This is a genomic window from Nocardia ignorata NBRC 108230 (assembly GCF_001612905.1).
GTDB lineage: Bacteria > Actinomycetota > Actinomycetes > Mycobacteriales > Mycobacteriaceae > Nocardia > Nocardia ignorata.
On the sequence record NZ_BDBI01000012.1, the window covers coordinates 76290 to 98681 of the forward strand.

The 22392-nt window shown below is 66.3% G+C and carries 24 protein-coding genes; 11 read left to right on the plus strand and 13 right to left on the minus strand.

What is annotated here, in order from left to right; all coding sequences use genetic code 11:
* Positions 1–42: 42 nt before the first annotated feature.
* Both NI2_RS11430 and NI2_RS11435 read right to left on the minus strand, forming a co-directional pair.
* Entirely contained in the window at positions 43–477 is a 435-nt protein-coding gene (locus NI2_RS11430) for a CBS domain-containing protein (protein ID WP_067489418.1), read from the minus strand.
* Between the two features lie 89 nt (positions 478–566).
* Complete coding sequence (locus NI2_RS11435) at positions 567–800, minus strand: hypothetical protein (protein ID WP_067489421.1); 234 nt, start codon at positions 798–800, stop codon at positions 567–569.
* Positions 801–1152: 352 nt separating this feature from the next.
* Here NI2_RS11435 and NI2_RS11440 point away from each other — a divergent pair, with 352 nt between their 5' ends.
* Both NI2_RS11440 and NI2_RS11445 read left to right on the plus strand, forming a co-directional pair.
* The gene (locus tag NI2_RS11440; RefSeq protein WP_370465698.1) at positions 1153–1386 is read left to right on the plus strand and encodes a DUF397 domain-containing protein; all 234 of its coding nucleotides are present in this window, start codon (positions 1153–1155) and stop codon (positions 1384–1386) included.
* Between the two features lie 18 nt (positions 1387–1404).
* Positions 1405–2289 carry a Sco1979 family transcriptional regulator gene (locus NI2_RS11445; RefSeq protein ID WP_067489424.1) on the plus strand — a complete coding sequence of 295 codons (885 nt, stop codon included), beginning with the start codon at positions 1405–1407 and terminating at the stop codon, positions 2287–2289.
* Between the two features lie 56 nt (positions 2290–2345).
* Here the strand turns inward: NI2_RS11445 and NI2_RS11450 are convergent, their stop codons facing one another.
* The 4 genes from NI2_RS11450 to NI2_RS11465 form a co-directional block, all read right to left on the minus strand.
* Complete coding sequence (locus NI2_RS11450) at positions 2346–2585, minus strand: hypothetical protein (RefSeq protein WP_067489428.1); 240 nt, start codon at positions 2583–2585, stop codon at positions 2346–2348.
* Between the two features lie 348 nt (positions 2586–2933).
* Positions 2934–3590 carry an SDR family oxidoreductase gene (locus tag NI2_RS11455; protein WP_067489431.1) on the minus strand — a complete coding sequence of 219 codons (657 nt, stop codon included), beginning with the start codon at positions 3588–3590 and terminating at the stop codon, positions 2934–2936.
* 33 nt (positions 3591–3623) lie between these two features.
* Positions 3624–4106 carry a DUF2599 domain-containing protein gene (locus NI2_RS11460; RefSeq protein WP_067489434.1) on the minus strand — a complete coding sequence of 161 codons (483 nt, stop codon included), beginning with the start codon at positions 4104–4106 and terminating at the stop codon, positions 3624–3626.
* A gap of 67 nt (positions 4107–4173) precedes the next feature.
* Positions 4174–4425 (minus strand): hypothetical protein, encoded by a 252-nt coding sequence (locus NI2_RS11465; protein WP_067489437.1) that lies wholly within the window; start codon positions 4423–4425, stop codon positions 4174–4176.
* Between the two features lie 338 nt (positions 4426–4763).
* Between NI2_RS11465 and NI2_RS11470 the strand changes: the two genes are divergently transcribed.
* Together NI2_RS11470 and NI2_RS11475 are read left to right on the plus strand one after the other, a co-directional pair.
* Entirely contained in the window at positions 4764–6107 is a 1344-nt protein-coding gene (locus NI2_RS11470) for a lipase family protein (protein WP_067489440.1), read from the plus strand.
* 306 nt (positions 6108–6413) lie between these two features.
* Complete coding sequence (locus NI2_RS11475; RefSeq protein WP_067489443.1) at positions 6414–7589, plus strand: esterase/lipase family protein; 1176 nt, start codon at positions 6414–6416, stop codon at positions 7587–7589.
* Between the two features lie 58 nt (positions 7590–7647).
* Here the strand turns inward: NI2_RS11475 and NI2_RS11480 are convergent, their stop codons facing one another.
* Complete coding sequence (locus NI2_RS11480; RefSeq protein ID WP_067489446.1) at positions 7648–8871, minus strand: PucR family transcriptional regulator; 1224 nt, start codon at positions 8869–8871, stop codon at positions 7648–7650.
* A gap of 212 nt (positions 8872–9083) precedes the next feature.
* Here NI2_RS11480 and NI2_RS11485 point away from each other — a divergent pair, with 212 nt between their 5' ends.
* Complete coding sequence (locus NI2_RS11485; RefSeq protein ID WP_067489449.1) at positions 9084–9560, plus strand: HAD-IIIC family phosphatase; 477 nt, start codon at positions 9084–9086, stop codon at positions 9558–9560.
* A gap of 54 nt (positions 9561–9614) precedes the next feature.
* Here the strand turns inward: NI2_RS11485 and NI2_RS11490 are convergent, their stop codons facing one another.
* The gene (locus tag NI2_RS11490) at positions 9615–10469 is read right to left on the minus strand and encodes a sigma-70 family RNA polymerase sigma factor (RefSeq protein ID WP_067489452.1); all 855 of its coding nucleotides are present in this window, start codon (positions 10467–10469) and stop codon (positions 9615–9617) included.
* Positions 10470–10581: 112 nt separating this feature from the next.
* Between NI2_RS11490 and NI2_RS11495 the strand changes: the two genes are divergently transcribed.
* A complete protein-coding gene (locus tag NI2_RS11495) occupies positions 10582–10926 on the plus strand; it encodes a DoxX family protein (RefSeq protein ID WP_067489454.1) in 345 nt (114 codons plus the stop codon).
* A gap of 43 nt (positions 10927–10969) precedes the next feature.
* Here the strand turns inward: NI2_RS11495 and NI2_RS11500 are convergent, their stop codons facing one another.
* Entirely contained in the window at positions 10970–12559 is a 1590-nt protein-coding gene (locus tag NI2_RS11500; RefSeq protein ID WP_067489457.1) for a GMC family oxidoreductase, read from the minus strand.
* Between the two features lie 144 nt (positions 12560–12703).
* A complete protein-coding gene (locus tag NI2_RS11505; protein WP_067489460.1) occupies positions 12704–14191 on the minus strand; it encodes an FAD-dependent oxidoreductase in 1488 nt (495 codons plus the stop codon).
* Between the two features lie 162 nt (positions 14192–14353).
* Here NI2_RS11505 and NI2_RS11510 point away from each other — a divergent pair, with 162 nt between their 5' ends.
* Both NI2_RS11510 and NI2_RS11515 read left to right on the plus strand, forming a co-directional pair.
* Positions 14354–14845: a glutathione peroxidase gene (locus NI2_RS11510; RefSeq protein ID WP_067489463.1), complete on the plus strand. Its 492-nt coding sequence runs from the start codon at positions 14354–14356 to the stop codon at positions 14843–14845.
* 94 nt (positions 14846–14939) lie between these two features.
* Positions 14940–15770, plus strand: a complete 831-nt coding sequence (locus NI2_RS11515) for an SAM-dependent methyltransferase (RefSeq protein WP_067489467.1) — start codon at positions 14940–14942, stop codon at positions 15768–15770.
* A gap of 41 nt (positions 15771–15811) precedes the next feature.
* Here the strand turns inward: NI2_RS11515 and NI2_RS11520 are convergent, their stop codons facing one another.
* Complete coding sequence (locus NI2_RS11520; RefSeq protein WP_067489470.1) at positions 15812–16225, minus strand: Imm10 family immunity protein; 414 nt, start codon at positions 16223–16225, stop codon at positions 15812–15814.
* Positions 16226–16292: 67 nt separating this feature from the next.
* On the opposite strand from NI2_RS11520, the gene NI2_RS11525 reads away from it, so the two are divergent.
* Positions 16293–17603: a tetratricopeptide repeat protein gene (locus NI2_RS11525; RefSeq protein ID WP_218018524.1), complete on the plus strand. Its 1311-nt coding sequence runs from the start codon at positions 16293–16295 to the stop codon at positions 17601–17603.
* Positions 17604–17812: 209 nt separating this feature from the next.
* Positions 17813–18817 (plus strand): metallophosphoesterase family protein, encoded by a 1005-nt coding sequence (locus tag NI2_RS11530; RefSeq protein WP_067490291.1) that lies wholly within the window; start codon positions 17813–17815, stop codon positions 18815–18817.
* Between the two features lie 842 nt (positions 18818–19659).
* Here NI2_RS11530 and NI2_RS11535 read toward each other — a convergent pair.
* Complete coding sequence (locus NI2_RS11535; RefSeq protein WP_067489476.1) at positions 19660–20019, minus strand: TetR family transcriptional regulator C-terminal domain-containing protein; 360 nt, start codon at positions 20017–20019, stop codon at positions 19660–19662.
* Between the two features lie 36 nt (positions 20020–20055).
* On the opposite strand from NI2_RS11535, the gene NI2_RS11540 reads away from it, so the two are divergent.
* Complete coding sequence (locus NI2_RS11540; RefSeq protein ID WP_208115385.1) at positions 20056–20478, plus strand: VOC family protein; 423 nt, start codon at positions 20056–20058, stop codon at positions 20476–20478.
* Between the two features lie 935 nt (positions 20479–21413).
* Here the strand turns inward: NI2_RS11540 and NI2_RS11545 are convergent.
* Positions 21414–22319 carry an alpha/beta fold hydrolase gene (locus NI2_RS11545; RefSeq protein ID WP_067489480.1) on the minus strand — a complete coding sequence of 302 codons (906 nt, stop codon included), beginning with the start codon at positions 22317–22319 and terminating at the stop codon, positions 21414–21416.
* Positions 22320–22392: the final 73 nt, after the last annotated feature.

The following is a 22392-nucleotide window of genomic DNA, read 5'->3' on the forward strand; positions in this document are numbered from 1 at the left end:
ACGATACGCGCGCACAACACTTTTCGGCCGCCAGCGCGACGATCAGTACCTGCCCTGCAGGTAGTCGACGAGCTGCTCGCGTTCGGTGGCCAGTTCCGTGATCTCGCTCTTGACCACGTCCCCGATGCTCACGATGCCGATCAACCGGTCCTCGCTCACCACCGGCATGTGCCGGATGCGGTGCTCGGTCATCACGTCGCGCAGCGAGGACACGTGGTCGTCGGGACCGCAGGTGCGTACCCGGGCGGTCATGATCTCGGCGACCGGCCGGTCGAGCAGTTCGGCGCCGTGCACGGCTAGGCGGCGAACCACGTCGCGTTCGGACACGATGCCCTCGATCGTCGCGCCGTCGGGGGAGACGACCACGGCACCGATATTGCGTTCGGCAAGCACCGTCAGCAGCGCCCGCACGGTGGTGTCCGGTGGCACCGTCGCTACCGCTGTGCCCTTGCTTCGCAGAATCTCCGCAATCCGCATACGCCGCCACCTGTGCTCGCGCCGACCGTCCGTCTCCAAGCATGCGCCGCTTTTACCGCTGTGACCAGCACGAAGACGTTACGACTGCGCTATTCGTCGTCCAGTCCCGCAGACAGATAGGCCGCCGCGGCCAGCCATTGGCGGCACTGCGGGCCGTGGATGTCGTGTTGACGCAGCATCTCGCGAGCCTGCCGATAGGTGAGCCCGTAGGGCTCGTCGCTACACGCGGAAACCGGCGCTACCTCTGCCGCGAGGCTGCGCGGGAACTCGAGTCCGGCGGTGCCGGCCGAGACCCGGCGGGGTGGTCGATACGGAATGCTCATCGCAGGCCCCTCGTGTCCGGTGGGCCCGGGCCTGCCCCAGCTCTTGACGAGCGGGCCCCGGGGGTTGATCTTGCCCCGAGTCTATGGGCGCGGTCATTGCAGATGCAAGCACATCGGAGATCTCATTCGGGGCGTTTCGGCGGCCGATGGCTCTGTGGCCCTTGCGAATTCAGGGGACTGGACGTCACTTTGCGAACGCCACCCGCCTCCTGAGCGCGAGTAAGTACCGACCGGTGCGCAACCGCTGGCCGCGTGTTAATGTCCGCATCGCGCAAAGCGGATGCAAGAACGTTTGTGCGTGCATCTGCAACTTTCACTCCGATGGACATCACACGAGAACAGGGAGTAATGCATGTCCGCAATGCACCATGATCAGCGCGAACGGCCCGCCGACCACGCCTGGCGTAAGAGCACGTACAGCAACGCCAGCGGCAATTGCGTCGAGGTTGCCGCCGTGTCCGACGGGTCGGTAGCTGTGCGCAACTCGCGCGACCCGCGCGGCGCGGTCATCTACTACACACGCCCGGAGATCGATGCATTCATCCGCGGCGCCAAGGCCGGAGAGTTCGACGACTTGACCTGCTGATCGGTAAGATCGCGAGTCATGACGGCTGAACCCCACGAGATCGGTCGTGTACAACCGATCGTCGACCGTGGTCCCACTGTGCTGCGCATCGCGCTCGGTGGGCAACTGCGTAGGTTGCGGGAGAGCAAGGGCATCACCCGCGAGGCCGCGGGGGAGGCGATCCGCGGCTCTCACGCCAAGATCAGCCGACTCGAGCTGGGCCGCACCGGTTTCAAGGAACGCGATATCCGTGATCTTCTCACGCTCTACGGAGTCACCGACCCCGTAGATCGTGAGGCGTTCTTCGATCTGGCCAGGCAGGCCAACGAGCCGGGCTGGTGGCACCGCTACAGCGATCTGCTGCCGTCATGGTTCAGTACCTACCTGGGGCTCGAACAGGCCGCGAGCCAAATCCGTACCTATGAGACCCAATTGGTACCCGGCCTGCTGCAGACCCCGGAGTACACCCGGGCGATCGTCACGGTCGGTCTCGACGATGCCGAGACCGAGCGGCGCGTGCAGGTTCGTCAACTGCGTCAGGACGTGCTGCGCCGCGTCGATCCGCCGGTGGTGTGGGCGGTGATCGACGAGGCCGTGCTACACAGGCCGGTGGGTGGGCGCGAGGTGCACCGGAATCAGTTGCGTCATCTGATCGAACTGTCTCTGCTGCCGAACGTCACCGTGCAGGTGCTGCCGTACTCGGCGGGCGGGCACGCGGCGGCGGGCAGTTCGTTCAGCATTCTCCGCTTCGCCGAGCCGGAACTGCCCGACATCGTGTACCTGGAGCAACTCACCAGCGCGCTCTATCTGGAACGCAGGCAGGATCTCGCGCTGTATCTATCGGTGATGGACCAGCTCAGCGTGCAGGCCGCTCACCCCGACCGCTCACGCGAGATTTTGCGGGACTACGCCGAGCGGGCCTGACCCCCGGGCGGGCCGCGGTGCCGCTTCCGTTCGCCGGAAGCGGCAGGCTGTCCGGATCAGTAGCGGATGCAGCCGGATGCGATCCGCCAGAACGTGTCCGGCGTCAGCACCTGCAGGTCCCAGTCGTCGGCCATTTCGTGGGCCGTGGTGACGATGCGCTCGATATCGAAATCGTTGCGCGTCGCGGCGCCGGTGGATTCGACGGCGTCGATGACGAAAGCGACCGCGGTTTCCCTCGAGGGGTGGGTGATCGCTGCGCGATCAGCGAGGCCGAAACGGCCGGTGGTGTGGTTCATGTGAACGCCCCTGTGTCTAGGCAGTGGCAAACCCGAGGCAACTATAGCCCCAGGTGTGCCGCTCGCGGCCTCCCCTGACTATCCCCTGAATTGTGTTGCGGCCCTGAGTTTAGGACGGAGACACTTTCAGATGCAAGCACATCTGCACGATCGATTAGGTCTCGATTCGGTGCTCACCCCGGCTTCTGGGCGGCGAATCCGGCTCGGCGCCACCGCATTCGCGCACCGCCCGCGCCGAACAGCGGCGTGACCGGCGCTTCGGCGGCGTACCGGTGGGTGCCGGCCGGTGCCCGGCACCCTGTCGGCACGTCGAGCGGCCTCAAAAGTATTGGCCTGGTTAATTTTAAGCTATCGAATCGCGGCGACGGCCGCCTCGATCGGATCCTGCCCCGACACCACCTCCAGGGTGCGCTGAAAAGTATTGTCGGCGACCAAGATCGACGCGAGCGTCGCGGCGACATCGGCGCGCGGCACATCGGCGCGCCCGACCGGCGGTGGTCCCAGCGTGATCAGACCGTTGCCCTGGGCGTCGGTGAGCCTGCCCGGTCGCACGACGGTCCAGTCCAGCGAGCGGGCCCGCAGATCGTCCTCGGCCTTGGTCTTGGCATCGATATAGGCCGCCCACACCTCGTCGGTCCCCGGTGCGGGCGGCTGCCCGGCGCCCATCGTCGAGATCTGCACGAACCGGCGCACCCCGGCCCGGTCGGCCGCGTCGGCCAGCTGGACCGAGCCGCCCAGGTCGACGGTGTACTTGCGGTCCACGCCGCTGCCCGGGCCCGCACCCGCGGCGAAGACCACCGCGTCCGACCCGGCGACCGCGGCGACGAGGTCAGCCGGGTCGTCACGTTCCATGTCGTGGATCACGGGGACGCCGCCGGACGCGGTGATGTCGGCGGCCTGGGCGGGATCGCGGATCAGGGCGTGCACCTGATGGCCGTCCCTGGTGAGCAGCCCGGCCAGTAGCAGGGCGATCTTGCCGTGTCCGCCTGCGATGACAACGCGCATAACCTGTGCTCCTTTCGCCGCGCGGCGCGGACCTCAGCGTTCCGGGCCGCCGGGATTGCAGTTCGCCGAGACCGTGGCCGAATAGCCGACGGCCGGTCGCCACGGTTCGAGGTTCCAGCTCGTCTTGTCCGGCGCGACCATCCTCGCCCACACCCAGTGGCACAGGAACTGGTCACGCATGCCCGGCGAGTCGGCGGTGGGGTCGAGGGCGAGAACTTCCTGCCAGGCCGTCTCGTCGGTGCCGGGTGCGGCGGTCTTGCGGCCCGCCACGGTGGGGAACACGAGCAGGCGGGCGCCGTCGACATTGCTCGTCCAGCGGACCTCGTCGATGAGCGGCAGGCCGGCGTACGGGTCGACGGTGGTGGGCGGCGGTGCGCGGGTGACGGCGGTGCGCTGGGCGGTCGTTGTCGGTGCGACGGTGGTCGGCGCGGCCTGCTCGGCCTCCTGCGAGCCGCAGCCGGCCACGGCGAGTGCCGCGAGCACGGCCACGGCGACCGGGTACTGCCACCGTGTCACGCGCGCCTCCTGTGTCCCTGCGGTCGGGACGCGACCGCCGCACCAGCCTAGTGCGGCGGTGTGGGGCTCAGTGCCACAGCGAACGGCACGGCAGCCGGCGCAGGCCGGGTTCCACTCGTCCGTCGACGGTCACCAGCAGGCCCGCGTGCACGGCGGCGGTGGTGAATTCCCATGCCTCGGACTGGGTTGCGGCGTACTCGAGGACCATCGCGTCCTGTGGTGTGGGCCCGTCGAAGTAGACGGTGATCCGCCGCGTCGGTATGTCGGTGTGGTCGAGGGGGTAACCGGCGGCGGCAATGTTCGCGTCGATGGGAATCATGGCGTGCTCCTTCTGCCCCGGCGCTGGTAGGCGCCTTGCTACTCGACGGTAGGGCGCGCGACCATGAAGGAGAACATGTTCCGGACTCGGCTGGAGAATTCACAAACCGCCTGGTCCGGAGCCGGTACTTTCTCCGAAGTATCGAACATGGGAGGTTGTTGCGATCCGGACGCGGGGCGTGCACGAGTCGGGAACGACGGCCGTGCGCCGATGCGGTGGGACGTACCGTGAGAACACTGACGACGGCGCACAGGGGAGGTTTCGCCGCGGCTTCGAGTACCGCATCGCCGGGTGTCAGGTCACGAGTCCGATGTGCCACCCGAAGGCGTGTGAGTGCCATGAGATCTGTGCGTGTCCTGCTCTGTTCGCTACTGCTGTTGTGTCCGCTCGCCGTCGGTACCGCAACCGCCGAACCCCTGCCCCCGGCCGCCCCGGGAATCCTGCCCGATCTGCAACGCTGGATCGACCAGGTGCTGCCCTCGCCGATCCCGTCCGGCACGGATGCCGACCCCGACGCCGAGCTCGCCGCGCTGCGGGCGGCCGTAATGCCCTCTCCCGTAGGCGATCCCACTTTCGATCACTGGCCCGACGGCCTGGCCGAGCTCGCGCCGGGCGAGCTCGTCGAGGTGCGCGACGTCACCGCCGTCGCGGGACCGCTGACCCTGGTTCCGGTACGGTCCGCGCATCTGCTCAAGTTCCGCACCTCCGACGCCCACGGCGCTCCGTCGTTCGCGACCGCGACGCTGATCGTGCCCGCCACCGAGTGGACCGGTCCCGGCGACCGGCCGGTACTGGTGAACAACCTGCCCATCGACGCGCTCGGTCTGTCCTGCACGCCCGGTTACACGTTCACACACGGGCTTTCGCTGAAATCGAGCGCCACCGAGTTCCTGCCGCCGACCACCCAGTTGGCGGTGCTACGCGGATACGCGGTCCTGATCCCCGACCATCAGGGCCCCCGAATGGCTTATGCCGAACCGTATGTCGCCGGACACGCCGTCCTCGACGCGATCCGGGCCACCAGGAATGTCGAGCCGCAGACATACGGCGCCAGCCCGTTCGCGATGACGGGATACTCCGGCGGCGCCATCGCCACGCACGGCGCGGCGAAGCTGATCGCCTCCTACGCACCGGAATTGGCCGAGCTGATCGTCGGTGCCGCCCTCGGCGGCGTGCCCGCCGACTTCGAGATCCTCGCCCGCAGCATGAATGCCAATCTGGCGTCGGGCATCTTCATGGCCGCGACCCTCGCGGTCGGGCGCGAGCGGCCCGAAATCCTGGCCGCCATGAACAATCTCGGCCGCTGGGTGGCGACCTCGGCGATGAAGGACCAGTGCGTGAGCATCTTCGCGCTGCCCGGCATCCTGCACCTGCCCATCGATGTCGGCGCCAATATCGCCGACCCCTTGCGCTCGGACCTGGCCGCCCGGATCTACGAGGTCACCCGGATGGAGGGAATGCGTTCGGCCACACCGCTCTACGTCTACAACGGGGAGCAGGAGTTCTGGATCCCGGCCGAGGGCGCCCGCAATCTCTATCAGGAACAGTGCGAACTCGGCGCGACCGCGGTGTATCGCGGGGTGCTCGGCGAGCACATCGTCGGTGCGGTGACCGGATATCCGGAGGCGATGCTGTGGCTCGACGAGCGGCTACGAGGGATTCCCGCGCACAGCGAATGCTGAGCCCCTTTTTCCGGCCGAAATGTTGGTGTTTCAGTGCTCGGTCAGTGTGAACGGCCGAATGTTCTGGGAAGTATCACTATTTCTCCCGATCAGCGTCCCGACCTGCGGGATCGCCGTGGGGAAAAGTTCCTGTGTGCCGTCATGGGGCCCGTCGTCGACCGGTGGTGAACTACCCAGAACCCCACGGAGAAACGAAATGTCGTGAATTCGCGGGCTTATGTTCGGTGCGGTTTCGACAAGCCATTCGTATTCCCGATCGAAAAAGGGGACACGAATTATCGAATCGCACAGGAAGATACGCCAACGATGAAATCTCCCAGTCGCCGACGCACGCTGCAGACAGCGATGCTCACCGGCGTCAGCGCGCTCGCCGTGGCGCTCACCGGCCCAGGGGCAGGCGCGGCCCCCAACGACGCGCCGACCGAGCAGGCTCTCGCCGAGATCATCGCCGCGGGCCGGTCGGTGGCCGGCCCCAGCGGCTCGGCCTGCAACTCCGGTAGCGGCACCGGCTCGGGCAACGGCTCCGGCGACTGCTATGGCGGCTCGGGTTCCAGCTCGGGTTCCTCGGGCGGCTACTCCAGCGACACCGTCGGCGTCGGCCCGGCCCAGACCTCGTTCCTCGCGGCCTTCGCCTACGGCCTGGGCAACGGTGACGCGGCGCCCCCCGGCGCCAACGACTGGAACTGCAAGCCCGCCGACGGCGACCGTCCGCTGGTCATGGTGCACGGCACCTGGATGAACGCCTACAACGGCTACGCGTTCATGGGCCCGGAGTTCAAGAACGCCGGGCTGTGCACCTTCACCTTCAACTACGGTCGCTCCAACCTGATCGAAGGTGGCGGTCTCGGCTCGGTGCTGCCCGGCGTGATGGGCACCGGCTACATCCAGGACTCGGCCGATCAGCTGGCCCTGTTCGTCGACCGGGTCCTCGCGGCCACGGGCGCCGACGAAGTCGACATCGTCGCCCACTCGCAGGGCGGTTCGATGTCGAACTGGTACACCAAGTTCGACGGCGGTGCCGACAAGGTGAAGAACCTGATCACCTACGGCGCCACCCACCACGGCACCAGCCTCGACGGCATCGGCGCCCTGGGCCGCATGATCAACAACCTGGGCATCGATATCCTCGGCTTCATCGAGATCTTCGTCGGGCACGCCGGTATCCAGCAGACCATCGGTTCGGACTTCGTCAACCAGCTCAACGCCAACGGCGACACCGTTCCCGGCATCGACTACACCATCGTCGGCACCCGGTACGACGAGGTCACCAACCCCTACGATCTGACCTTCCTGAAGCAGGGCCCGGGCTCCACCGTCCGCAACATCACCCTGCAGGAAGGCTGTGAGCAGGACGTCTCCGACCATCTCACGATGATGTACTCGCCGCGCGCCCTGTCGATCGCGCTCAACGCCATCGATCCAGGTCATCAGATCGTGTGCACCTTCAACCCCTGGCTGGTCGGCGGCGGCGGCAGCCTCTGACCCCGAGTGAAACGGGCGCTGCCCGGGGAATCATCCCCGGGCAGCGCCTTTTCGTGGATCAGACGGTGGTGCGGTAGCTGCGGGCGACCAGCGCCGAACGCAGGTACCACAGCCCCGACGGCTGGGTGGGGTCGAAACCGGTGAGCTGACCGATGCGCTTGAGCCGGTAGTCGACGGTGTTGGTGTGCACGTGCAGCACCCGTGCGGTGCGCTGCCGGTTGAGGTTGTTGGCGATGTGGCGCTGCAGGGTTTCCAGCAGTTCGGGGAACTGGTCGAGCGGATCGAGCAGCGAGCCGAGGAATTCGCGCCCCGGCCCCGGCCGGGTGAGCTGGTACTCGAGCGCGAGCTCGTCGAAGCGGTACAGACCCGAGGTGACCTCGAGGCGCTGGACCATGTCGAGCAGTTCGTGGGCCTGATCGGCGGCGTCGGGAACGCCGGTGGTGCTCGTCTCGACCAGCGCGGCCGTGATGCCGACCTGCGCGGCCTGCGAGAGCTGGGCGACCAGAGCGGTGAGGCCGTCGCGGTCGAAGGTCTCGGCGGGGATGAGCACGGTGCCGCCGTCGACGCTGAGCAGCGACAGCGCCGTATCACCGCAGCGCTTGGCCAGCTCGGCCTGCACGCGGCGCAGCTTGCGCCGGGCCACCACCTTCTGATCGAGCGCCGGATTCGCCTCCTCCCGGTGCGGCGGAATCGACAGCGCGAGCACGGCGTACTGCTCGGCGATGGCGATGCCGCATTCGCGAGCCATGGTCGAGGTGCTGTGCCCGCCGAGCAGCGCGGAGGTGAGGGTGTGCACCGCCGTGTGATGTTCGCTGACCACGCCGCGCAATTCGCGCACATAGGCCAGCGAGACCTGGCTGGTGATGGTGTCGAGCATTTCCATCACCATCTTCACGCCGTCGACGAGGTTGTCGTAGTCCTTCACCGACGCGCTCGAGACCACCAGGTCGAGGCCCATTTTGAAGCCCTCGGCGATGGAGTGGTGGATGGTGTCGATCGGCACGCCCTCGCGGGCCCAGGCGCTGGCGGCGTCCTGCAGTCGCTGCAAGGTGCTGGGGATGTCGCGGCCGTCGAGCATGCTGACCGCGAATTCCAGGCAGATGCGGGTGATGGTGGTGACGTCCCCCGTGATGGCGTCACCCGGCAGTGTGCCGCACGGCGCGACGTTCTCGACGAAATGTCCTACCATCTGCCGTGACAACGCCCGGACGTCTTTGAGGGGAGACGACATCGGCCGCCCCGAGATCGTGAGCGATTGCCGTGGTGGATTGTGTACGGACATCTGAAGTTCCCTTCGCCTGATTTCGGCTGTCCCCCCGCTGTCCAGCCTGTTCACCCTAGCCAAGGCAGGCAAGATCCGGAATGAAACGCCGGGTTCTGGGTGACGTTCGCGTGTCCACCGCCCGATGTTGGTGGGCCGTCACAAGGCTGGTCCCGATGGCATCACAGGTTGTAGAGTTCAGCGCGCCGGAACGAACCGATAGGGGCACCACCATGCGACCTGCCGTCCGTTGTCTGGTCTGGGAACTGGACGAAACCCTGTGGGACGGTGTGGTCCACGACGGGACCAGCGCCGCGCCGCGCCCACCGGCGTTGCGCACGTTGACGATGTTGAGCGACCGCGGCGTGCTGCATGCCGTCGCGGCCCGAGGCGACCGCGCGCGCACCATGCGCACGCTCTATCGGCACGGGCTCCACGACATGTTCTCGGCCGTCGAGATCGGCTGGGGACGCAAGTCGGCCGCGATCGTGCGGATCGCGGGCACCCTCGGGCTCGGGCTCGAGGGCATGGCGTTCATCGACGCCGAACCCGTGGAGCGCGCCGAGGTCTCGCGTGCGTTGCCGATGGTGCGTTGCTACGCGGCACGCAATGTCGACATGCTGCCGCTGCTTCCCGACTTCCGCCACGACCTGCGGTCGGGTCCGATGCCGACTCCGCCGCTCGGTTTCGCGCGGGTTCCGGCCTTCTGACCTGCGATATTCCGGTGCGATGCATCGGCGGCAAACTTGCATCGACTGCCGAATTCATGAGGTCGGCAGCGACAGCGTGAACCGCTCCGGAGTCGCGGACACGTCGTAGGCGGCGATCCGGCCCTCGCGCACCTGGAAGGTCAGCACGAAGATCGGCCTGCCCGCCCGGGCCAGCACCAGACCGGGCCTGCCGTCGACGAGAACCATGACCGCCTCGCGCGAGCGCTGCCGCAGCGCGACCGCGCCCTCGGCCACCGCCCGCGCACCGCGGACCACCGCGGCCATCCCCGGTGTGAGCGCCGCCGGGTCGGCGGTGCGGACCACATCGGGCGCGAGAATCTCGAGCAGCGCGACGAGGTCACCGCCGCGCGCGGCCCGCAGGAACGCGGCAACGGCCGCGCGCTGCTCGACGAGGTCGGCCGTGCTCATCGCGGCCGGCGCGTTGACCCGCTGCCTGGCCCGGCTGGCGAGCTTCTTGGTCGTCGCGGGGGTGCGCCCGAGTACCGGCGCGATCTCGGCGAACGGCACGGCGAACAGATCGTGCAACACGAACGCAACCCGTTCCTCCGGACCCAGCGCGTCGAGCACCACCAGCACCGCGCGCTCCACCGAATCCGCTTGCAGCGCTTCTGCTTCCGGACCGGCATCGGTGGTCGGGAGGTCGACCTCGTCGGCATGGGTTTCCGGGCGGCGCGCGCGGGCCCGCAACAGATCGAGGCACAGCCGGGACACGACGGTGGTGAGCCAGCCGTCCAGGTCGGCGATCACCGCGTCGGTCCTGGCCAGGCGCAACCACGCCTCCTGCACCACGTCCTCGGCCTCGGCGGTGGCACCGAGCATCCGGTGCGCGAGACGACGCAGCCGGTCACGGCGCTGCTCGAACATCAGCGCGAGCGAATCCGCGCGCATCGGTCACCTTTCGGGGTCGCCGGTCGCCACCCGGAAAGACGGCACTCCGCCGTCGTCGCCTTGCTGTCTCCACTGTGGCAGAGGCGCTCGTCCGCCGAAAACGGAGGAATCCATGAACACCGCATACGTCGTCGTCACCGTGCTCGCCGCCCTGGCCGCGCTGATCGCCTCGGGAATCGACGTGTTCCGCGCCGACTGGGTGCGCGAGAACATGCGCGACTACGGGCTGCCCACCTGGGCGCTGCCGCCGCTGGCCGTCATCAAGGCCGCAGGCGGGATCGGTCTGCTCGCGGGCCTGGCGTACCGGCCGCTGGCCGTGGCCGCCGCGGCTGGGTTGGTGCTGTACTTCATCGGCGCCGAGATCACCGTGCTGCTCACCCGCTGCTACTCGCACGTGGCCTATCCGCTGCCTTATCTGCTGCTCGCGGGCGCCTCGCTGACGCTGGCCGTGGCGTGAGAGCGGTGGTGGCGCGCCGCGTCGGCGCGCCACCACCGTCGGCTCAGGCGCTGGCCAGAATGAAGTCGGCGGCCTGCTCGCCGATGAAGATCGCCGGCGCGTTGGTGTGCCCACGGATGATCAACGGCATCACCGAGGCGTCGGCCACGCGCAGACCCTCGACACCGCGCACTTTCAGATCCGGGCCGACGACGCTGGCCGCGTCGGTGCCCATCCGGCAGGTGCCGACCGGGTGGTACAGGGTGTGCGAGAACTTCTCGATGGTCAGCGCGATCGTCGCCTCGAGGTCATCGGGTGCCTGCGGCGGGTAGATCAGCGGCCCGAGTGTGCTCTTGAGCGCCGGCTGGCCCGCGAGCCCGGCGCACACCCGCAGACCGGCGGTCAGCGCGGCCAGGTCGGCGCCGTCGGGGTCGGACAGGTAGCGCGGATCGATCACCGGCTTGGCGGTCGGGTCGGCCGAGGCCAGACCGATCCGGCCACGGCTGCGCGGGCGCAGCAGGATGGACCCGAGCACCACACCGTGCTCGGTCGCCTCGACCAGGCCCTCGTGATAGAACGGCGCCGGCGCGTAGATCAGCTCGAGGTCGGGATGTTCGAGCTCGGGTTCGCTGCGCACGAAGCCGTACGCCTCACCCACATTGGAGGTGAGCATGCCCCGGTGCCGCACCAGATAGTTCAGCAGTTCCAGCGGCTTCTCCGCCGTGTACAGCGAATCGGACTCCACGCTGTAGCCGAGCGCGGCGATCAGATGGTCCTGCAGATTGGCGCCGACCTCGGGGGAGTGGGCGACCACATCGATGCCGTGCTCGGTGAGCTGTTCGCGGTCACCGATGCCCGAAAGCTGCAGCAGCTGTGGGCTGTTCACCGCGCCGCCACACAGGATGACCTCCTTGGCGGCGGTCACCACGTGGGTCTGCCCGTCGTGCAGGAACTCGACGCCGGTGGCCTTGGTTCCCTCGAACAGCACCCGGGTGGCCAGTGCCTCGGCCCGCACGGTGAGGTTGGCGCGCTTCATCGCGGGCCGCAGGTAGGCGTCGGCGGTGCTCCAGCGCCTGCCGTCGCGCTGGGTCACCATGGTCTGGGTGAAACCTTCGGGCGCCGGACGATTCGCGGCCTCGAGTTTGTGGCCGGCCTGCCGCGCCGCCTCGAGGAAGGCATGGGTGGAGGCGCGCGGGCTGCGCTGACGCTGCACGTGCAGCGGCCCCTTCGCGCCCTCGTCGGGGAACTGCGCGTCCTGCACGTTCTCGATCTTGCGGAACTGTTCGACGGCCGAGGCGAAGTTCCACTTCTCGCCCGCCAGCAGCCCCCATTCCTCGTAGTCGGCGCGGAAACCGCGCACCCACATCATCGCGTTCATCGACGACGAGCCGCCGAAAGTCTTGCCGCGCGGCCAGTAGATCCGGCGGTCACCGAGCGCGGGCTGCGGTTCGGTGGAGTAGTCCCAATCCCGTTCGCTGCGGAACAGTTTCGAGAACGCCGCCGGAATATGGGCGAACTTGTCGTCGTCGGCGGGCCCCGCCTCCAACAGTACGACCGTGGTGCCCGCGTCGGCGCTGAGCCTGTTCGCGAGCACCGCCCCCGCTGACCCGGAGCCGACGATCACGTAATCCGCGGACGTCCCACCTGCTTGCACTGTCCAACTCCGATCCTGCACTGCATCTGTCGTAGCCAACACGGATACACCCGAGGCCCGCGTGAAAACACCGCGAGCACAGCCTGACTCGGCGTCGGGCCGGGTGCTGCAAGCAGCGTACTGACAGTCGGCGTCCGGTGGGACTCAGTAGGTACCGGCCGCCGCGGCGCGACCCGCGCGGCGACCGTAGAAACTGCCGTCACCGAGCGAGGCCCCGCTGACATAACCGCCCGCGCACAGCCCTGAGGTGCACCGACCGGCGGCGAACAGTCCGGGAATCGGTTCTCCGCTCACGTGCAGCACCCGCGAATCCAGATCGGTGCGCAGCCCGCCGAGGGTGAATCCGGCGGTGAAACCGCGCAGATCGAACCCGGCCAGCGAGCCCTCGATCGGGCGCACCCACTCGGGCTTCTTGCCGAGCAGGGGATCGCTGCCGTTGGCGGCGTGCCGGTTGTAGGTGGCGACCGTGGTTTGCAGCGCCTGCTCGGGCAGACCCATCTCGGCCTCGAGTTCGGCGACCGTCTCGGCGACCCACTTGGGCGGGAACCGGAAGAACGGGGTCGAACTCTCGGTGGCGAGGGCCTCCTCCAGGGATCGTTCGTCGAGGATCAGGAAGGCCTGGTTCTCCTGCCGCAACAGGGTGGCCTGGCCGATCCGACCGGGGTAGGTATCCTCGGCGATGTAGCGCTGCCCGCGCCCGTTGACGAGAATGCCGCGCGCCATCATCTGCGGGTCGCCGAAGATCGCGACCTCGCTGGCGTCCATGTGGGCCAGTTCGGCGCCCAGCGCCTGCGCCAACCGGATGCCGATGCCGTCGTGCTCTTCGATGGCCGCGCCGGGGCGGCCGCTCAGCTGCGGGGTGTAGCGGTCGATCATCTCGGTGTCGTAAGCGAAACTGCCGGTCGCCAGGACCACGCCGCGGGCAGCCCGGACCGTGATCGGCTTACCGAACCGGGTCGCGAGGAGGCCGACCACCCGGTCGTCGGCGTCGACGATCAGCCGCCGGATGCGCGTGTCGTATTCGACGGCGACACCGAGCTCGGCGACGGTGTCGGCCAGTGGCTTCATCAGCATGTAGCCGCCGCTGCGTTCGCCGATCTTCTTGTCCGCCAGCTGCGGAACATGCCCGCGCGGTGCGGGTTTGGCGATATCGAGGAACGGCGCCGCGTTCTCGCCGCCGGAATACATCAGGCCCTCGTCGTGCGGCGGCTCCCAGCCCGGCTCGCCCCAGAACTCCTCCTTGAAGGGCACACCGCAGTCCACGAGCCAGTCGTAGTGTTCGACACTGCCCGCGCAGTAGTCGGCGATCTTGGCCGCATCGACACCGGGGCCGAGCGCGGCTGTCAGGAAGGTGGCCATGTTCTCGGGGGTGTCGTCGAAGCCGAGCGCACGCTGCAGCGCCGTCCCGCCGCCGAGGTAGACGAAGCCGCCCGCCAGCGCGGCGGCCCCACCCCAGCCGCCGGTGCGTTCCAGGATCAGCACCTTCGCACCCGCGCGCGCGGCCTCGATGGCGGCACACACTCCCGCGATGCCGTAGCCGGCGACGACCACGTCGACCTCGAAATCCCACAGGTCGACGGTGTTCTCGCGCAGCGGCCGGACGGTGTCGGTACGCGGGCTGTTGTCGGTCACGGCTGCCTCCGGTGGTGGGTGTGTACCGAAATGGTGCCGCGTGGAGGCCGACAAAACAAGAACGTGTTACAGAATTCCCGTCCAGCGGGACACGGATTTCGGCTCGCGGCTCCGGTACGGTGGCGATCGAACCCACGTCGAGAAGAATCTGGTGGTGCACACGTGAGCGCGAACATTCGGGACATCGCGGTACAGACCCTGGCCGGCGAGCCGACCACGCTGGGCGAACTGGCGGGCGACAAGGCCGTGCTGCTGGTGAACGTGGCCTCGAAATGCGGGCTGACCCCGCAGTACAGCGGCCTCGTCGACCTGCAGAAGAACTACGGCGAGCGCGGTTTCACCGTGATCGGTGTGCCGTGCAACCAGTTCATGGGCCAGGAACCCGGCAGTGCCGAGGAGATCCAGGAATTCTGCTCGGTCACCTACGGTGTCGACTTCCCGCTGCTGGCGAAGACCTCGGTGAACGGCGACGACCGGCACCCGCTGTACGAGGTGCTCACCGAGACCCCCGACGCCGAGGGCGCGGCCGGTGACGTGCAGTGGAACTTCGAGAAGTTCCTCATCGCCCGCGACGGCGCGGTGGCCGCGCGGTTCCGTCCGCGCACCACCCCGGACGACCCCGAGGTCGTGCGCGCCGTCGAAGCCCAGCTCTGAACTATCGCCCCATCGAGATACGTTCCCTACCAAGCGAATAGATCATCTAGGCTGAATTCGGAAAGGCGCCCGTCCGAAACCACGGAGGCATCCGATGTCGCACGCTTCAGCCGCATACCCCAGCTCCGTGCCCGTCGGAGTCGATACGACACGGGCGAGTATCGCTCGCGTCTACGACGCCGCGCTCAACGGCAAGGACAACTACGAGGTCGACCGCGCCGTACTGGCCCAGGTCCGCACCGTCGCACCACAGGTGAACGATCTGGCCTGGGCCAACCGCGATTTCCTCATCCGCGTGTGCCGCTTCCTCGCCAGAATGGGGATCGACCAATACCTCGATCTCGGATCGGGATTACCCACGGCGGAAAACACCCATCAGGTCGTGCAGCGAGTGAATCCCGAATCGCGGGTGGTCTACGTCGACAACGACCCCTCGGTCCTGGCGCACGGAAAAGCGCTGCTGGCGAGCAACAGCCGCACCCACATCGCCGAGGCCGACATCTTCGCGCCCCTCGACGTCCTCGGCAACGAGATCGTGCGCACCGAGTTCGACTTCACCCGCCCGATCGCCCTGTTCCAGATCGGCACCCTGCACCACTACCTCGGCGAAGACGCCCCCACCCTGATGCAGACCTACATCGACGCCCTCCCGGCCGGCTCCTTCATCGCCATCGCCCACTTCCACGACCCCGAAACCCCGGACTACAGCGAACTGGCCAAGAAGATGGAAGAGAAGTTCATCCACAGCCCCATGGGTAGCGGCCGCTTCCGCACCCGCACCGAAATCCAGGCCATGTTCGGCACGACCACCCTGATCGAGCCCGGCCTCGTCCGCTGCGACGACTGGTGGCCCGACGGCCCCCACCTCACCCCCCTCTCCGACGTCCGCCACTGCATCCTCGGGGGCGTCGGCCAGAAGCGCTAGCGAGGTGTTCTCCTCGCATCCAGGCAAGCAGGATTGTCTTGCTACGACATGATCAGTCGTGGCCTGGATTCGGGACGTCCGTAGGCCAGTATTCGTGGCAGCACTTCGCGCAGACGTGCCAGCTCCGCTTCCGGCGCGCGTAGCAGAGCCTCGACCACTGCATCGGACAGGCCGAGATCTTCGAGCGCTTCGGGATTCAAGCTCACGCGGAGGACGTCCCCGCTCAACTCCACCTCACGGACACAGCCGTAGGCGGTGCCCTGATCGCGCGTGACTACGCAATGGGTGTCCATGCCCAGCGCCACTTCCTGTTCGTCGGGTTCCTCGAAATCGCACATGAGCAATAGAGAGAACCCGTCTTCGTCGTTCGATTCGGCCACACCCGCCATTACACAATCGTCTACGTCTGGATCATCGAGCCCGCACGCAACCAGCGCGGTGAACCTGTATGCCATGCACAGGTTCTAGCACCTCTTGGACGCAGAAGGTCCCGCTCATCCTTTGGGCGATACCGTTCCGATGGTGAAGGATGCAGCCGAGTTGGAACGGCGTCGACGTTGGTATGACGGGTGGTTGCACGAGTGGGACGTGTCGCTGCTGATCGAGCTCGGGCATCTCGAGGAGGTCACGCGGCGGGCCGGGCAAGGCGACTGGTTCTGCGCCCACGGTCTGGCGGTCGTGGAACACCGCAACGGTCGGCACGACGCGGCGATCGAGGTGTTGCGGCCGTTCGCCGAGACCGGCTGGTGGACAGCTATGGAGGCTGTCGCCACGGTATTGGCCGACTGCGGGCGCACGGACGAGGCTCTTGCGCTGTGTCGTTCCAAGGTCGTGAGCGGTGATCGCGAAGCCATCGAGTATTCGGCGAGGTTGCTGGCCGACGTCGGGCGCGTCGGTGAGGCAGTCGATCTGCTGCGGCCTGGTGTCGATGACTGGTTTCATGTGCGGGCGCTGGTTGAGATCAGTGGGGGATTGGGTCGCGACGAAGAAGTCACCCGGTTGCTACGCGAGGCCATCGACCGTCAGCGGCTGTCCGGTGCGGGGTTCGACGGAATTGCCTTGCACGTCGAACTGTTGGCGGTGGTGCTCGAGCGGCAAGGACTGGTTGATGAGGCTGTCACGCTGCTGAGCGAGGATCTGTTTTGCAGCAACATCATTGAACAGTTGATCGCGGTGCTGATCCGTCATGAGCGTTACGAGGAGTTGGGTGAACTGCTGGCAGAACTCTCCGATGCTCGAGAAATCTGCCATGCGGTCGAGCACCTGCCCGACGGTGTCGACGTGGATCGAGTGGCTTCGGCTATCCGTGCGATGCCTGACCCCGAGAATTGTCATGCGGCATACCATCCACACGCGGCACTGGCACAGTTGCTGCTTCGTGCTGGCCGGATCGGTGAGGGACTGGTAGAGCTGCGTAAGGCTATGGATCCTTTGGATGTTGTTTCCCTGCAGCTATTTTGCATGTTGCTCCTCGAGCAGGAGTGTCCATACGAAGCCCTGGCACTGATCGACGATTGCGTCGAGATGGCAGGTGCCATGACATGGGAGCTGTTCGTGCTGCGCGCCGGGATGCTCGGCAGCTGCGGCCGCACCGTGCAGGCGGTCGAGGAGTTGCGGCTTCGTCCGGAAGTCGGGGAACCGGAGGGTGCAGCGTATCTGTCCGACTTGCTGGTCTCGGTGGGGCGGCTCGACGAGGCGATTGCGGTAGTGGAACCGGGTTTTCGTCTCGGCAACAACATCGATGTGATGGCGAGATTGATGATTCGTCAGGGGCGAGTCACGGAAGGCGCGCAGCTGTTGTGCCGAGCTGCGCCTGTGGTGGGTTGGTCCTGACTCGCGGTTGTCTAGGGCGCGCTCGAACCAACCTCTACCGACACGCCAACTACATCCTCGCCGCCTACATGGCCTCGGGTACATGACAACCCATCGCATACAAGTCGGCGCAGTGTCTGCCGACGAACGCACTCAACTGCCGAATTCCGCACATTCACAACGGCGATATTCTCTTGTTCGCCGAACGGGTCTGCGGCTACGGTCCTCCGATGCAGCGCACTGTCATCGTCGGCGACATACATGGATGCTTCGACGAACTGGTCGAGCTACTCGAAAAGATCGAGCTCGCTAAGGATGACCTGCTCGTCAGCGTCGGCGATCTTGTCGACCGCGGCCCGAAGCCGTACCAAGTCGTCAACTTCTTCCGCGAACGCCCGAACTCGGTAGCCATCATGGGAAACCACGAACGCAAACACGTCCGCGGGATCTTTTCCTACGCCCAGGAAATCACGCGATTGCAGGCAGGCGATGGTTACGCCGACATGGTCGATTGGATGCGGACACTTCCCTACTATTTCGAGAACGATCATGTCCGCGTCGTACACGCCGGTATGGTGCCCGGCATCCCACTCACCGACCAACGTGAGGAGATCCTCTGTGGCTCCACACGCGGTGAGCGTGAGCTCCAGGCACTGTTCCCTGACACCTTCTGGCACGACCATTACACCGATGCCAAGCCAATCGTGTTCGGTCACCACGTCACCGGCCACGTGCCACTTGTGCGCGATAACCGAGTTCTGGGCTTGGATACCGGGGCTTGCCACGGCGGGGCGTTGAGTGCACTCAGCCTGCCGGACTTCGTAGTTCACTCGCTCCCGGCACGTATCGATCACTGGTCACAAGTCCGAAACCAATGGCAATTGGCGGTCCTCAAAACAAAGCCGTGGGCCGATTACACCTGGTCGGAACTGAGCCAGGCAATCGCACGGCTCTCCTCCACCAGGGATGCCTCCACCAGTGCTTGGCTGAGTGCGGTCGAGGGATGGGCAGCTGCGCTGCGTTCAGCGTTTCCAGCACTCGTAGCCGCTGCCTACAGAACCGCAGACGGACTCGATACCGATCAGTTGCGACAGCATCCCGCTGCGTTGTTCCTGTTCCAAGCCCGACATGACAAGCTCGACCAGCTGAGTTTGGCCAGGCAATGCGTCACTCCCCGCAGAACAATCGATCTCGCCACTGCATTGGACCTCGACGTGGCTGAATTTCCCGAGTAGCCGAGACCTTCGGACCATCGCAACGCCCGGGCGAACCTACACCCGCAACGCACTGTCATACCGCGACTACAGAAGCCGCGAGGTCAACTATCAGGCCATCAGAGCTCGGTAGCGGGGTGGGCGTCGGCCGATCGATCGACGAGGCTCGGCGCAGCAGAGTCTGGGGCGGCGGCTCCTGCGGCTGAGCTGTTTGTCTCGTGACGCGCACCCGAGGCGCGCCAACTTGCAATGAATCGCTCGGCTGATTCAGCCGAGATCTCCTCGTGAGGCTCGTCCGTTCCGGGCCTGTACCGTCGGAGATAGTCGGTAGGACCCCACGTGAAGTCCCTGCCAAGCGCTTCGTCGGTGGGTACCGGTCGGGTTGCGGTCCGGCGCACGAGGCCGGTGATTCGACGTGTGCGCACGCCATCGGCGTAGCCTCTCTCGTCATCGAGCAATGCGTAGTAACGCACTGCGGGTTCGCTACTACCAGGCATATCGTTGTTGTTCCTTCAAGGGGTATCGGCCTCAGTGGCCGACGAATCGACCGGTGTGCCTTCGTAAACCCGAAACCTACCGATGTGCGGTGTTGTGCCCCAAGCGATCACGATCGTGTCGTCGGTTACTGCCAGTTCCACATCGGTCGGTCCGGGTCGATGTCACGGCCGTAGCACAGCAACTACAGGTCGGTGGCGACCACGGATCCTGTCGAGCCCTCACCGCGAGGAGGGGTGAGCCCGCAACCCGCGCTGTCGATGACACTGAGACCGGTGGCGACTGCGGCCAAGCCGCCCCGCGGCCCGAGCGTGGTCGCCGAACGTGGCGGCGGGGCATGGTGATTCGTGTGCTGAGTTCGCGCCGCTTCATTGAAGACCATGCACCAGGACCTCCAGCTTGGCTTCCAATGCGCGTTCGAGCGAGAACGGCGTCTCCGAATGCAGCCAGCGATTGAGGGTCTGCAGGTAGCAGTCGTAGATCACTTCGGCAGCGACGTGGGCATCGATGGTGGAGGCGAACTCTCCGCACTGTTTTCCTCGATTCACCGCCGCGATCAGCGCCTGTGGCACAACGGCGTCGGCGAAGAACCCGCTGTCGTGGCGAAGCCAACCGTCGGATATCGATCGTGCGATCCGACCCTCCTGTTGGTCGTAGGCCGCCATGAGTTTCACCAGACCGGCGAGTTGCTCGATGGCCGCAACGTTGCGGAACGATTCGTCCTGCAACAGGATTGATCGAACCACCGCTGGAGCAGCAGGCTGATGAGCCGCGCTTCCTATGCTCAGATGATGCATCTGGAGCTGGTGACGATCGTGGTCGAGGAGTACGACCCGGCGATCGAGTTCTTCGTCGCGGTGTTGGGGTTTGACCTGATCGAGGACGTGCCGTCGTTGACCAATGACGGCAGACCCAAGCGGTGGGTGGTAGTTCGTCCGCCAGGTGCGCAAACCGGGATCGTTCTGGCGCGGGCGGATGGTGAACGGCAGGCAGCTGTAGTCGGTAATCAGGCTGCCGGACGCGTGGGGTTCTTTCTGCGGGTCGATGACTTTCAGTCCGAATATGCTCGGTTGGTCGCAGCGGGAATCGAGTTCGTGACGCAACCACGGTCCGAGCCCTATGGCTGTGTCGCCGTCTTTTTCGACATCGCCGGCAACCGGTGGGATCTACTGGGCGGCCCTGCCTAGTCCGGCGCCGAACACGCCGCCGGGCGGGCGGTCTCGAACGTCTGCATCCGGCCGGTGCAGCAAGCCTGATCGGGGTCCGTTCGAAGGCGTCGCAGACCGCTAGAAGAGAAAAATCAAGAACCCGAACCAGGCCACACCTACGCACAGGAGAGCCAGCAACAAAGCAGCGATGAACACCGAGCAGCAGAAGAGCACCCGGATAAGCCGAGACCTGGGAGGCGCTGCTGGTCGAACCCCATTTCGTCGGCCGTAAGCAACCTCTATTCCGACGACATCCACCGTGCTGGCCGCAAGCCTCTGGAGGATCGCATCGGTTTCACCACCATGCCCGACCCGTTCACTCTCGCTCACGCCACCAGATTGCCACAGAACAGGAATTACGGTGTCGCAGCCGGAGTTTCCGCCTGGCAGGGCGATCCGGTCCGCAGATCGAGCTACATCGGTGAGTTTCAGTTTGGCTGTCTATACCCGTCTGCCTTGAAAAAGGGGCCGTGTGTTGCCGGCTCGCACAGCCGGCTTCGGTCGGCTAGACCGATACCACTGCGTACGGGCGATGACCATGCGACTCAGTCGAGAGGGCCGCCGTGCCAAGTTGGAAGCGGGCGTGCCCCGGCGGCAACCTGGTGGGCGGCCCCCGCAAGCAGGCGGGTGGAATCCAGTGTGGGTAGAGGGGATACGTCCGGGGTTATCAACAGAGGGATGTCGGTGCAGACCAGGGCACCGTTTCGGCCCACCACGCTGCGGACCGCTCCGCTACCTTCCGGAGCCGCTGGAGGAGGCCCAGGTTTTCAGCCTGTTCGCGCTGGAAGGCAGTCGGAGATTGACGTCGGGAACGCCGGTACCGTTCTCTGCCAGCAATGCTCGTTCCGGAAACGATGATGGGGGCCGCGAGTGCCGCCAGGAATGTGGTTCGGCATTCTGTGCGTGAACGTGGTTCATTCGTTGGTGTCCGCGAGTTCGCGGACTGCGGCTGCCAGTGGTTTCCATGCGTGTTCGGGTAGGTCGTGTCCGACTCGGGGAAGAAGGAGCAGCCGAGAGCCGGGAATCCGGGACGCGATGGCATGAGCGGCATTGGTTTTGATCAGCGGATCGTCTTCGCCGTGCACGACCAGGGTCGGCCGGGTGATCTCGGTGATCGCCGGCCCGCTCCACTGGGCCCCGATCTGCCGGCTCTGTGCCTCCTGGTCGTGAATTCCGCTGTCGGGGTTGTGTTCCAGTCGGGTGCGCACGGCCGCCTCGTCGAATTCGTGACGGGGAGAGGCGAGGAGTTTCGCCACCGCGACGCCCGCATCGATCGCGCCCGCTCGGGTGTCGGGAAACTTCACCCGGGCGAACTTCGCGAGCGTGCCCAGCCGGATGTAGCGCAGTGCGCGCAGTCCGATGACATCCCCCGGGATGGCATCGACCGAGGTGAGGGTGCGTACCCGGGCGGGGTGTCGAAGGGCGACCCGCTGGGCGACCGCACCACCGAGTGAGACACCGAGTACATGCGCCGAACTCCAGCCCAGTTCGTCGAGCACCGCCACGGCATCGTCGGCCATATCTTCGGCGGTGTAGGCCGAACCGCGCCGGGCCAGCAGCGCGGTGATCGGGTTCCGCACCGCCGTGGGTGGCAGATGGGTCGATTCACCGCCGTCACGCTGGTCGTATCGCCCTACGGCGAAACCGAATTCGGCCAATTGCGCACAGAACCCGTCGGGAAGCCAGTGCCGGTTCGCACCAAGCCCGGTGGCAATAAGCAACGGTTCTCCGCCTGCGTGTGGCATGAACTCGTCGAACGCCAGGCGTACCGCTCCGTTGTGCGCCCATCGTCGCGGTCCCCATTTCGCATCGGCTGACATCTCGAACCTCCCAAACTGTGATCAGTGAACACAGTTTAAGATAAGGCATGACAGACACCGGGCGATAGGGGTA

Coding starts and splice junctions, on each gene's coding strand:
- NI2_RS11435 (WP_067489421.1), bottom strand. CDS start 800: ATGAGCATTCCGTATCGACCACCCCGCCGGGTCTCGGCCGGCACCGCC.
- NI2_RS11445 (WP_067489424.1), top strand. CDS start 1,405: ATGACGGCTGAACCCCACGAGATCGGTCGTGTACAACCGATCGTCGAC.
- NI2_RS11480 (WP_067489446.1), bottom strand. CDS start 8,871: ATGTCCGTACACAATCCACCACGGCAATCGCTCACGATCTCGGGGCGG.
- NI2_RS11475 (WP_067489443.1), top strand. CDS start 6,414: ATGAAATCTCCCAGTCGCCGACGCACGCTGCAGACAGCGATGCTCACC.
- NI2_RS11470 (WP_067489440.1), top strand. CDS start 4,764: ATGAGATCTGTGCGTGTCCTGCTCTGTTCGCTACTGCTGTTGTGTCCG.
- NI2_RS11450 (WP_067489428.1), bottom strand. CDS start 2,585: ATGAACCACACCACCGGCCGTTTCGGCCTCGCTGATCGCGCAGCGATC.
- NI2_RS11465 (WP_067489437.1), bottom strand. CDS start 4,425: ATGATTCCCATCGACGCGAACATTGCCGCCGCCGGTTACCCCCTCGAC.
- NI2_RS11545 (WP_067489480.1), bottom strand. CDS start 22,319: ATGTCAGCCGATGCGAAATGGGGACCGCGACGATGGGCGCACAACGGA.
- NI2_RS11520 (WP_067489470.1), bottom strand. CDS start 16,225: ATGGCATACAGGTTCACCGCGCTGGTTGCGTGCGGGCTCGATGATCCA.
- NI2_RS11430 (WP_067489418.1), bottom strand. CDS start 477: ATGCGGATTGCGGAGATTCTGCGAAGCAAGGGCACAGCGGTAGCGACG.
- NI2_RS11490 (WP_067489452.1), bottom strand. CDS start 10,469: ATGCGCGCGGATTCGCTCGCGCTGATGTTCGAGCAGCGCCGTGACCGG.
- NI2_RS11515 (WP_067489467.1), top strand. CDS start 14,940: ATGTCGCACGCTTCAGCCGCATACCCCAGCTCCGTGCCCGTCGGAGTC.
- NI2_RS11440 (WP_370465698.1), top strand. CDS start 1,153: ATGTCCGCAATGCACCATGATCAGCGCGAACGGCCCGCCGACCACGCC.
- NI2_RS11495 (WP_067489454.1), top strand. CDS start 10,582: ATGAACACCGCATACGTCGTCGTCACCGTGCTCGCCGCCCTGGCCGCG.
- NI2_RS11530 (WP_067490291.1), top strand. CDS start 17,813: ATGCAGCGCACTGTCATCGTCGGCGACATACATGGATGCTTCGACGAA.
- NI2_RS11455 (WP_067489431.1), bottom strand. CDS start 3,590: ATGCGCGTTGTCATCGCAGGCGGACACGGCAAGATCGCCCTGCTACTG.
- NI2_RS11540 (WP_208115385.1), top strand. CDS start 20,056: ATGAGCCGCGCTTCCTATGCTCAGATGATGCATCTGGAGCTGGTGACG.
- NI2_RS11485 (WP_067489449.1), top strand. CDS start 9,084: ATGCGACCTGCCGTCCGTTGTCTGGTCTGGGAACTGGACGAAACCCTG.